8 protein-coding genes are annotated in these 10,729 nt (G+C 73.1%); 4 read left to right on the forward strand and 4 right to left on the reverse strand.

Annotated elements, in window-relative coordinates; genetic code table 11:
• Positions 1 to 18: 18 nt before the first annotated feature.
• Positions 19 to 2,784, reverse strand: coding sequence for a helix-turn-helix transcriptional regulator (locus OG490_RS02095; RefSeq protein ID WP_330294546.1), 2,766 nt, complete (start codon positions 2,782 to 2,784; stop codon positions 19 to 21).
• A gap of 224 nt (positions 2,785 to 3,008) precedes the next feature.
• Entirely contained in the window at positions 3,009 to 4,784 is a 1,776-nt protein-coding gene (locus OG490_RS02100; protein ID WP_330300739.1) for a S8 family peptidase, read from the reverse strand.
• Positions 4,785 to 5,237: 453 nt separating this feature from the next.
• On the opposite strand from OG490_RS02100, the gene pip reads away from it, so the two are divergent.
• The gene (gene pip / locus OG490_RS02105) at positions 5,238 to 6,200 is read left to right on the forward strand and encodes a prolyl aminopeptidase (RefSeq protein WP_330294547.1); all 963 of its coding nucleotides are present in this window, start codon (positions 5,238 to 5,240) and stop codon (positions 6,198 to 6,200) included.
• A gap of 32 nt (positions 6,201 to 6,232) precedes the next feature.
• Here the strand turns inward: pip and OG490_RS02110 are convergent, their stop codons facing one another.
• Positions 6,233 to 6,976 carry a DUF1838 family protein gene (locus OG490_RS02110; protein ID WP_330294548.1) on the reverse strand — a complete coding sequence of 248 codons (744 nt, stop codon included), beginning with the start codon at positions 6,974 to 6,976 and terminating at the stop codon, positions 6,233 to 6,235.
• 145 nt (positions 6,977 to 7,121) lie between these two features.
• On the opposite strand from OG490_RS02110, the gene OG490_RS02115 reads away from it, so the two are divergent.
• The 3 genes from OG490_RS02115 to OG490_RS02125 all read left to right on the forward strand — a co-directional run bounded on the left by OG490_RS02115 (position 7,122) and on the right by OG490_RS02125 (position 9,541).
• Positions 7,122 to 8,123, forward strand: a complete 1,002-nt coding sequence (locus OG490_RS02115; RefSeq protein ID WP_330294549.1) for a DUF1996 domain-containing protein — start codon at positions 7,122 to 7,124, stop codon at positions 8,121 to 8,123.
• Positions 8,124 to 8,231: 108 nt separating this feature from the next.
• Entirely contained in the window at positions 8,232 to 8,813 is a 582-nt protein-coding gene (locus tag OG490_RS02120; protein ID WP_330294550.1) for a sigma-70 family RNA polymerase sigma factor, read from the forward strand.
• Entirely contained in the window at positions 8,810 to 9,541 is a 732-nt protein-coding gene (locus tag OG490_RS02125) for a zf-HC2 domain-containing protein (protein WP_330294551.1), read from the forward strand. The genes OG490_RS02120 and OG490_RS02125 overlap by 4 nt, the downstream gene beginning before the upstream one ends.
• Positions 9,542 to 9,972: 431 nt before the next feature.
• On the opposite strand, the gene OG490_RS02130 is transcribed toward OG490_RS02125, so the two are convergent.
• Positions 9,973 to 10,704, reverse strand: a complete 732-nt coding sequence (locus OG490_RS02130; RefSeq protein ID WP_330294552.1) for a DUF7873 family protein — start codon at positions 10,702 to 10,704, stop codon at positions 9,973 to 9,975.
• Positions 10,705 to 10,729 lie beyond the last annotated feature (25 nt).

Raw genomic sequence — 10,729 nt, forward strand, 5'->3', positions numbered from 1 at the left:
AGTTGCCGGCTCCCCGGCTCAGCGCGCCCGCAGCAGGGTGGCCAGCTGGGCCCGGGAGCGGACATCGAGCTTCTGGTAGATCCGCGTCAGGCGCGCCTCGACGGTCTTCACGCTGACGAAGAGCTTCGCGGCCGCCTCCTGGTTGCTGGCGCCCTGGGCGACGAGCAGCGCGAGCCGGGTCTCGGCCTCCGTGAGGGCGGCCAGGGTCCGCGTCCCGCCGCCGCTCTCGCCCGGGGAGGGCTCGCGCGCCAGCTCGGTCCACGGGGTGGCGCCCGCCTCGGCAAAGAGCTCGGAGGCCGCCCGCAGCGCGGCTCGGGCGGGTGCGCGCCGGCGTCGGCGCCGTTCCACGCGGGCCAGCGCGAGCAGCGTACGGGCACGTTCCAGCGGGAGTTGGAGGAGCGCGAAACGCTGGGCGGTGGCCTCGAGCAGGGCCACCGCCTCCTCCGCCTCGCCCTGCGCGGACAGGCACAGGCCCCGGGCCCGGTCGAGGGCCGCGATCACGCTGGTGCGGCCGAGCTCCAGGGCCGTCGTACGGACCCGGGCCATCAGTTCGGCGGCCTCGTCCGGCGCGTCGGCGGCCACCAGGGCCTCGGCGAGCTCCCCGTGCCAGCGCAGGATCGAGGGGTCCACCACCTGCTGGGCCGCCTCCAGGTCGGCGACCCGCCGCAGCGTGGCCACGGCCTTCGCGGCCTCGCCGGTGGCCAGTTCGACCAGCCCCAGCGCGTAGAGGCTGCGGGAGAGGAAGACCTGGTCGTGCTCCTCCTCGGAGGCCTGGATGCCGCGCAGGGCGTATCCGGCGGCGCGCGGGAAGCTGCCGCCCATGGCCTCGGCCATCGCGGCGACGTACCAGGCGGGGCCGGGTGAGAGTCCTGCCTCGGTGGTCAGTTCCAGGGCGTGGCGGGCGTGTCCGGTGGCGGCCGCGCACCTGCCCCGGCGCAGTTCGACCTCGGTGAGGCTGCGCAGCACCTCGAAGACGTCCTCGGCGGAGCCGGTGCGCTGCACGGCGGGCAGCAGGACGAGCAGTTGGCCCCGGGCGTCGACGAGCCGGTCGTCGAAGAGGGCATGGCGCACGGCGAGGTACTGCGGGGCGTTGCGCATGCCGAGCGGTACCTCGGGCGCGGGCAGGGCCAGCGCCTCGGTGAGGATCTCCTCGGCTCCGGCGTCCCCGAGGATGCGGCCCATGCGGGCCCGTACGGTCAGGGCCATCGCTTCGGCGACCTGGTCACCGCCGGCCGCGGCCAGCACCCCGGCCTCGGCGGCGGCGTCGCGGGAGCGGACGGGATCGCCGTCGCTGAGGTTGTGCTTCCAGGCGGTGCGCAGCCTGACGGCGGCCTGGAGGGCGGGTTCGCCCTCGGCGTCGGCCGCGGCGTGGGCGAAGGTCTCGTCGAGGGCTGCGAGGGCCTGGCCGGCCGCGTCGATGACGGCCAGCCGGGCGCGGACCCGGTCGGCGGGCGAGGCGTCGCGGGCGAGCACGGCGCGGGCGGCCCGGCGGGCGAGGTCGGCGCGGCCGGACCATCCGGCGTCCTCGGCGGCCCCGACCAGCCGGGCGAGTTCCTCGCCGGGCAGGTGCCAGGGGGTGCGGTCGGCGGCGAGCAGGCCGAGTTCGGCGGCCAGCGCCCGCTGGCCCCGGCGTCGGCAGGCCGCGGCGGCTTCGGCGATCTCGGCGGCGAGCTCCCGGTCGGGGGTGTCCACGGCGAGCGCGCGGTGGCGTACCGCCTGGATCGGGTCGTCCACGGCGGCGGCCAGCGCGGCGTGCCCGGCGGCCCGCTCCGGCCAGCCCGCGTCGGCGGCCAGGGCGGTCGGCAGGGCCCCTGCGGTGAACCGGACCGCTCCGTCCTCTTCCACGGTGACCAGCGCGGCCCTTTCGGCCAGGGCGAGTTCGGCCTCCGCGTCGGGGCGGCCGGCCCGGCGCAGCAGGGCGGTGGTGGGGCGCGCGGCGAGGGCCGCGAGCAGCAGGGTGCGGCGGGCCTGCGCGGGCAGGACTCCGAGGAGCCGGCGGGCCACCTCCCGGGCCTGGCCGGAGACGGGCAGCGGATCGGCGTGGTGGGCCCCGCCGTCACGGGTCCCGGCGGCTTCGGCCAGCGAGTGGCCGAGCGCGAGCGCGAGGCGCGGGTTGCCGCCGCTGGCCTGGTGGATCCGGCCGGCGAGGCGGGCCGGAAGGCCTCGGCGGACGAGCAGTTCGGCGATTTCGTCGGTGCCGAGCGGGGGCACCCTGATCTGCGGGGTGCCCGGTCCGCACAGCGGCTCGGCGAGGGGGGCTCCGCCCAGGACGCACTCCGCGGCGAGGACGCGTACGCGCGGCGGGGTCAGGCGCAGCGCGAACCGGAGCAGGTCGGTGCTCTCGGCGTCGAGCCACTGGGCGTTGTCGAGGGCGAGCAGGACCGGGCCGCGGGCGGCGAGGGTGCGCAGCACCTCCACGACGGCCAGGCGCAGGGCGACGTGGTCGCGGCCGACCCGGGGGGCGTCGGTCTCCCGGCGCAGCAGGGCGATGGCGGTGCGCTGCGGTCCGGAGAGCTGCTCCAGCGCGGCGGCGGGTACGGAGGCGAGGAGGGCGGCGGCGGAGGCCTCGGGTATCCAGCGGTCGGCGGGCTCGGGGGCCAGGCGCAGCACGGTCTCGTGGCGTCGCGCGGCGGCCTCGGTGAGGGCGCGCACCAGCTCGGTCTTGCCCGCGCCGGCGGGCCCGGTGAGCAGGGCGCGTCCGTGCGTGGTCAGCGCGCGGTCCACCGCCTTGATCAGTTCACCGTGTCCGACGGTCGTGTCAGCGTTCCCCGTCGCCGCCACCACGCACAGCCACCAGCCTCTCGGTCCCCGTCCCTGTGCCCTTCCTGTGAGACGCGACAATACGAGGTCGGATGCCCGGCGGGCCCGGATTGTGACGCAGAAATCAGTCAGGTGACCGGAAAACCCGCCGGACCTGCCGGTACGAGGTGTATCGGCAGGTCCGACGGGCTTTGCTGGTCCGTACTATCGCCCCGTCAGTCGCACTGGGGGCGAGGTGGGGATCCCGCTCAGAAGGCGAGGTTCCAGGAGTCGATCTTGCCGATGTCGCCGCCGGCGTTGTCGTTGACCCGGAGCTTCCAGGTGCCGTTGGCGACCTCCGAGGAGGCGTTGACGGTGTAGACCTGGTTGATGTTGTCCGCGCTGCCGCCGGCGCGGTTGTGCAGGGTGTACACGCTGCCGTCGGGGGCGACGAGGTCGACCTTCAGGTCACCGATGTAGGTGTGCACGATGTTCACGCCCACCTTGAGGGTGGCCGGGGCGTTGCCGGTCACCCCGCTGACGGTGATCGGGCTCTCCACGGTCGCGTTGTCGGCGATCGCGAAGTCCGTGGTGTTCTCGAAGGTCGGGGTGACCGGGCCGGAGGTCACGGCGTTGATCGTCGCGGCCGCGTCGGCCAGACCGGTGCCGCAGCCGCCGGTGCAGGTGCCGGGCAGCGCACGGGCGTTGGCCTTGATGGCCGCCTCGACCTGGGCCGGGGTCAGCGAGGGCTTGGCCGCGACGACGAGTGCGGCGAGACCCGCGATGTGCGGGGCGGCCATGCTGGTGCCCTGGTACGGCTTGTAGATCTCGGCGCCGGGGGTGGTGGCGCCGTCGTTCAGGGTGGAGAGGATGCCGTTCTCGGGGGTGGTGACGGTGCCGGGCGTGTCGGTGGCGCGGCGGGTCTCACCGCCCGGGGCGGCGACGTCGATGATCGCGCCGAAGTTGGAGTAGAAGGAGCGGTCGCCGACGCGGTTGGTGGAGGCCACGTTGATCACGTTGTTGCAGCTGGCGGGCGAGAAGCCGGCCGCGTCCGCGTTGCTGTTGCCCGCGGCCACCACGACGGTCGTGCCGCGGCCGACGGCCGCGTTGATCGCGTTCTGGTAGGTGGCGGTGCAGGCGCCCGAGCCACCGAGGGACATGTTGATGACCTTGGCGGGGGTGGCGTTCGCCGGGACGCCCGCGACGGAGCCGCCGGAGGCCCAGGTGATGGCGTCGACGATGTCGGAGGTGGCGCCGCCGCACTTGCCGAGCACGCGCACGGGCTGGATCTTCGCGCCGTACGCGATGCCCGCGACGCCCTTGCCGTTGTTGGTGGCGGCCGCGATGGTGCCGGCGACGTGCGTGCCGTGCCAGGAGGAGCCGCTGGCCTTGGAGCCGGTGCCGCATTCCTCGGCGGCGCTCCAGTCGCCCTCGTCGGCCGGGTTGTTGTCACGGCCGTTGCCGTCGCGGGCGGCGGAGGAGCTGGAGATGAAGTCGTAGCCGGCGACGATGTTCGCGGCCACGTCGGAGTGGGCCACGTAGCCGGTGTCGATCACGGCGACGGTGACGCCGGAGCCGGTGGTCTTGTCCCAGGCCGCCGGGACGTTCATGCCGGCGGCGGGCTCGAAGAGGTCCCACTGCTTGGCGTACTCGGTGTCGTTGGGGGTGACGGCCATGGCGTACGCGCGGGAGTCCGGCTCGACGTAGGCCACGTCGGGGTCGGCGCGGAACTGGGCCATGACGGCGGCCGCGTCGGAGGGGGCGGTGGAACCACCCAGGTTGACGAGGGCGGCTCCCGTGCCCAGGCGGCGCTCGAACTTCGCCTTCTTGGAAGCCTTCTTGCCCTTGGCGGTCGCGTCGGCGGCGGCCGCGTCGTTGGAACTTGCCTCGGAGGCCGAGGACTTGTATCCGACGATGAGGTTCTCGACGGGGGCGGCCCCGACGGGAGCCACGGCGGCGACGGGGGTCTGCGCGGCAGGGGAGGGATCCGCGGCGGACAGCGCCATCGAGGTCGTGGCGGTTCCGGCGAGCAGGGTGACGGACATCGCCACCACGGATATGAGCCTGCTTCTTGATGCGTGCACGTGTTCCCTTTCGAGCGCCGTCGCGGGGCGGGCCGCGTCGGCCGGTTGGTGCAGTGTGGGAGGTGAACCGGCGGCCGCGGGACCGGAACGGGCTGGTCAAGCCCGCCCGGCCACCGCTGCTCGCCACGTTGCCCGCCGCGACGTCGGGGCGGGGCAACGGTGGCTCCGGCAACATCCGGCCTAGGGCTTCGCGCCATGTGGGGTGGGCGCGGGGGCAGTTCGGACGGGGAGGATCGCCGGTGGGCAGACAGTAGGCAACGCCGAGATGAACGCGATAGGGGGAAAACCCTTGTCGGCCCCCTCGCGGCCCCCTCACCTGGTCCTCACCTGGCCCTCCCCCGGTCCTCACACCGGCCGCGCGCAGCGTCGTAGGGTGGCGGAACGGACGACACGCAGAGACGAGGAGGTCCCGAAGTGGGCGAGTTGTACCCACCGATCGAGCCCTACGACCGGGGCATGCTCGACGTCGGCGACGGGAACCTCGTGTACTGGGAGGTGTGCGGCAATCCGGACGGGAAACCGGCGGTCGTCGTCCACGGCGGGCCGGGTTCGGGATGCGGTACGCAGGCACGCCGGTTCTTCGATCCGCGGCGGTACCGCACCGTCCTGTTCGACCAGCGCGGCTGCGGCCGCAGCACCCCGCACGCGAGCGATCCGGCGACCGACATGCGGCACAACACCACCTGGCACCTGGTCGCCGACATGGAGCGGCTGCGCGAACATCTGGGCATCGACCGCTGGCTGTTGTACGGCGGCTCGTGGGGGTCCACCCTGATCCTGGCCTACGCCGAGCGGCACACGGAGCGGGTGTCCGAGATCGTCGTCCCCGCCGTCACGAGCACCCGGCGCTCGGAGACCGACTGGCTCTACCGGGGCGTCGGCCGGTACTTCCCCGAGCAGTGGCAACGCTTCCTCGACGGAGCCGGCGGCATCCCGCGCGACGCGGACCCCGTCGCCGCCTACGCCCGTCTCGTGGAACACCCCGACGAGGCGGTACGGGAGAAGGCCACGGCCGACTGGTGCGCCTGGGAGGACGCGGTGCTGTCCGGCGAGACCAAGGGTGCCGCCCTCCCCTACACCGGCCGCCCGCCGGCGGCCCGGCTCGGCTTCGTGCGCATCTGCGCGCACTACTTCTCCCACGGCGCCTGGCTCGAGGAAGGCGCGCTGCTGCGCGGGGCCCACCGGCTGGCCGGGATCCCGGGGGTGCTGATCCACGGCCGGCTCGACATGGGCAGCCCGCTCGTCACGGCGTGGGAACTCCACCGGGCCTGGCCCGGATCGGAGCTCGTCGTGGTCGAGGACGCCGGGCACCTGGGCGACGCGACCACGCGCGACCACGTGCTCCGGGCCCTCGACCGGTTCGCGGCCGACGGCTGACCGCGGGGCTCCGGGCGCCCCGGGCCTTCGGATCAGCTGGTCGTCGGCGGATTGAGCTTTCGGAAGTACGTCCAGCTCGTCTCGTTCGGCTCGGTCCACTTCTCCGGGGCGTGGGCGAACTCCGGGTGGTGGGCGGCGATGTACGCGCGGGTGCGCTCCGGGACCTCCTCGTAGGAACCGAGTTTGCGGCCGCGACAGTGGAAGGTGAGGCCGCCGGGGCGCTGGCCCTGCTCCATCCACGGCAGCCAGGGGGACATCCGGGTCCAGGACATGGTGGCCGGGACACTGGGCGCGTCGGTGGTCAGCACGGAGGCCGGGGCGAAGAACTGGAAGAGCTCCAGGGCCCGGTAGGTGTCCTCGGCCGAACTCTGCGGGTACTGGGCGACCGGCAGCGGTGAGGGGTAGGCGAGCGGGATCTCCAGGCTGAAGCAGACCTGGTCGCCGAGTTCGGTCATGGGGACCGGGAAGGGCCGCCACCGCTGGTTCGCGGGGTCGTTCCAGACGTGCACCACCGGCTTGTCCTGCCAGGTCTCCAGGATCTCCCGGCTCTGCGGGTCCAGGTAGAACGCGGCCTCGCGGGTGAGCAGCTGGTGGGCCCCCGGGGCCTCGTCCTCCACCAGGCGAGCCATGTTGAGGCCCTCGAAGCCGAAGAGGCGCCGGTAGGGCTCGCCGGGGGCCCAGGCGTGGATGTCTCCGGTCCACCAGAAGGCGACCTCGCCGCCGTCGAGGGAGGCACGGGTGCGAGCGAAGGCCCGGAAGAGATCGTCGGGAGTCATACGGGTACTCTGCGCGGTCCGCACCCGCCGGACAAGCACCGGACCGGCCGGTCGGGACCCGGTTCCGGTCACCGGAGCGCGCCCGGTGCCCGCCCTTCGGACGCGAGGTTGACGCAGGCGGCGGCGGGCGGCAACCGTGACCCACATGGGGAACGAACGCCGACTGCTCACGCTGCTGATCTGCCTGGTGCTGGGCGGCGGGCTGCTCGCAGCCGTGCTCGGGGCCGCGCGGGTGGGCGGCCCGCGGACACCGGCGGCAGCCGGCGCCGGTCCGGCGCCCGGGGACTTCGTGGACATCCGCAAGGTCCCGCCGTCGCCCGCCGAGCCCCGCACCGGCGGCCCCGACGCCTCCACGGGCCGGATGTCGGTGGAGTGCGGCCGCGACGCCGAGGGGCACTACAACGAGGACAACCTGGTGGTCTCGCCCGGGCTGCGCTCCGGCGCCCACCACACGCACGCCTACGTCGGGAACCTCTCCACGGACGCCTTCTCCACCGATGCCTCGCTGGACACGGCCGCCACCAGCTGCGTGGGCGGCGACCGTTCCGCGTACTACTGGCCGGTGCTGCGCCGCACGGACCGGCCGGGCACGCATGCGCACGAGGGTTCGGCGGGCCACGGCAACGCGGGCGAGATCGTCCCGGAGGCCTCGGTCTCGGTGGAGTTCCTCGGCAGCCCGGTGAGCAAGGTGGTGGCCATGCCCCGCTTCCTGAACGCGATGACCGGCGACGCGGTGGCCTTCACTGCGGACTCCGACGCCGACGTACGGGCCCGCTGGGGGTGTTCGGGCTCCCCCGACCGCTCCACCACCCGCTATCCCCGCTGCCCCGCGGGCGAGCGCCTCACCCGCACCCTCGCCTTTCCCAGCTGCTGGAACGGCCTGGACACCACCAGCCCCGGACACCGCTCGCACCTGCTCTTCCCGGCCGCGGGCGGGGTCTGCCCGCAGGGCACCTTCCCGGTGCCCGAGTTGCGGATCTCCCTCGCCTACGAGGTGCCGCCCGGGGTGCCGGTCGCGCTCGACTCCTTCCCCGAGCAGCTGCACAGTCCGAAGACGGACCACGCGATGTTCGTGAACGTGATGACCGACACGCGGATGGCCCAGTTGGTGGACTGCCTCAACCAGGACCGGGTCTGCCGGACCTGACCGGAACCGGACATCCACCACGTACGTGACGCAGGTCACGTGAACCGCAGCCGGGCGGGTGGCGTGTTCCGACCGCACCACGTAAGCGAGGAAGACGGAGAGGGTGAGATGGCCGGACCACTGTGGCCCCGCACTCGGCGGGGCTCTACCGACGAAGCACTGATCAAGTCGGTGTACGAGGAGCACGGCCATGCGCTGCTCGCGTACGCCACCCGGCTGACCGGGGACCGGGCCGCGGCCGAGGACATCGTCCAGGAGACCCTGATCAGGGCCTGGCGCCACTCCGAGGTCCTGGTCAACGGGAAGGGCTCGGTGCGCGGCTGGCTGCTCACGGTGGCCCGCAACATCATCACGGACCGGTACCGGGCCAAGGCGGCGCGGCCGCCGGAGGTCTCCGGCTCGCCGGCCCATCCCCCGGTGGAGGCCGACCACGCGGACGCGGTGGTGGACGCCATGACCGTGCTGGGCGCCCTGGACCGGCTCTCGCCGGAACACCGGGACGTGCTGACGGAGTTGTACTACCGCCAGCTCAGCGTCGCCGAGGCCGCGGACACCCTCGGCATCCCGGCGGGCACGGTGAAATCGCGCTCGCACTACGCGCTGAAGGCACTGCGGGAAGTCTTCGGCGAAAGCAAACGAACGGGCAGGCCGTCCCAGCAGCCCGGCGGACTGCAGGAGGTGGTGGCATGAACCGGCAGCGGCACGAGGAGGAACTGCTCGGCCCGTACGTTCTCGGCGTCCTGGACGCAGCGGACGTCCGCCGGGTCGAGGAGCACGTGGAGGGCTGCGTGCAGTGCCGGCAGGAGGTGACCGCGTTGCGCGAAATGGAGGCGGCGCTGGGCGAGGTGCCGCCCGAGGCCTTTCTCGACGGTCCGCCCCAGGGCGGTGACCTGCTGCTCCAGCGCACGCTGCGGCAGATGCGGCAGGAGGCCGCGGGGGCGCGCAGGCGTCGTACGGCGTTGACGGGACTGGCCGTGGCGGCGTCGCTGACGGCGGTGTTCTTCGCCGGTACCCAGCTGGGTGGCGGCGGCGCGCGCAGCGAGGCGCTGCCCCCGCAGCCCACGCCGACGGTTTCGGCCCGGCCTTCGGCGCCGGTGGAGGGGACCAAGGTGGCTTCCGCCACGGATGCGGGCACGGGCGCGCGGATGACCGTACAGGTGACTCCGGCCGCGAAGTGGGTACGGGTGCACGCGGCGGTGACGGGGGTCCCGGCGGGCCAGCGCTGCCGCATCGTCGTGGTCTCCCGCGACGGTACGCGCACCACCGCGGGCGGCTGGGTGGTCGGCATGGCCGAGCACGGCGAGGGCAAGGGCGCCGCACTGGACGGCTCGGCGGCGGTGGACCCGGCGGACGTCCAGTCGGTGCTGGTGGAGAACGAGTCGGGCACGACCTTCGTATCGGTCCCGATGGCCGCGTAACCGCCACCCCGAGTCGCGTCCGCAAACCGGTCCGCGAACGTGACGGAGCCCGGGAGCATGTCCAGCTCCCGGGCTCCAGTTTGCCACCCATTTGCGCACACCGGCGGCGTTTAAGAGCCGCGGATCATTTTGAGATCGACGTGTTCTGCCGTTGAACTACAGCGCCACGAGAGAGGCGCCGGGGGGACTTGAACCCCCATCCGTCGATGTTCGCCCGCGCTCGGTCGATCCGGTGTTCGGCGGCGAATACTGAGACTGGAGCGAGAATCTGAGTTTCACGGGGCCGCCTCTGCCAGGCTTGGGCCACCCCCGCACGTGGTGCGGGGGGAGGGATTCGAACCCCCAACTGACACCCCTTTATCAGCTTCAACATCAGTTTCAGCTTGCGCTCATCGCGCACCCCCCGCTCGCGACGGAGGGCGAATGTGGGGCTACCTGAAGAGGTAGCCGAATACCGCGTCACCGACCCGCTGGTCGGTCACCTCGGAGTTGTTCGCCTCCTCGCGGGCGAACTTGACCGCCTGCTGGAGCTTCTCGACGCGGTCGAGGAGCTCGTTGACCCGCCGTGCGGGCAGCGCGCCGGAGAACTTCACCGTGGTCCAGTAGCCGACGGCCACGTCCTCGTAGTACACCTCGACCTGCGCCGGGTGCTTCTCGGTGGCCTCGGCCTTGACGTGGTTGCGCGGGACCTTCTTCGTGCGGATGGTCCGGACCGGGTCGGTCTTCCAGGAGTCCGTCGAAGGGTCCAGGTTCCACGACTCGGAGGCGTCGAGCACCGGCAGCTTGCGTACGAAGGTGTGCAGGTCGGTGAGCTGCTTCTCGAGGAAGAGCAGGTACGGCACGGGCACCTGGGGCAGCAGCACCGTGCCGTCGACCACCACGTCCGCGACGGCCGTGCGGTTCGCCCAGTCCTTGGTCGCCGTCACGTCGAAGAGCCGCGTCAGCGTCCCCGCGGTGGCCCGCAGCGCGTCCTCGGCCTTGATCTGCACCCGGGTGGACTCGGGGGGCAGCTGCTCCCCCTCCTCGTCCTTGGGCTGATAGGTCCGGGAGATGCCGGCCAGCAGGGCGGGCTTCTGCACGTCCTGGTGAGCCTGGGTGAGCTCCTGGAGGGCCTTGGACTTGACGCCCTTTTCGACTGCGATGATCTGATTCAGCTTCGGCACACGGTGAACCTAACAAGGCTCCCCC

Source organism: Streptomyces sp. NBC_00503, assembly GCF_036346895.1.
Taxonomy (GTDB): domain Bacteria; phylum Actinomycetota; class Actinomycetes; order Streptomycetales; family Streptomycetaceae; genus Streptomyces.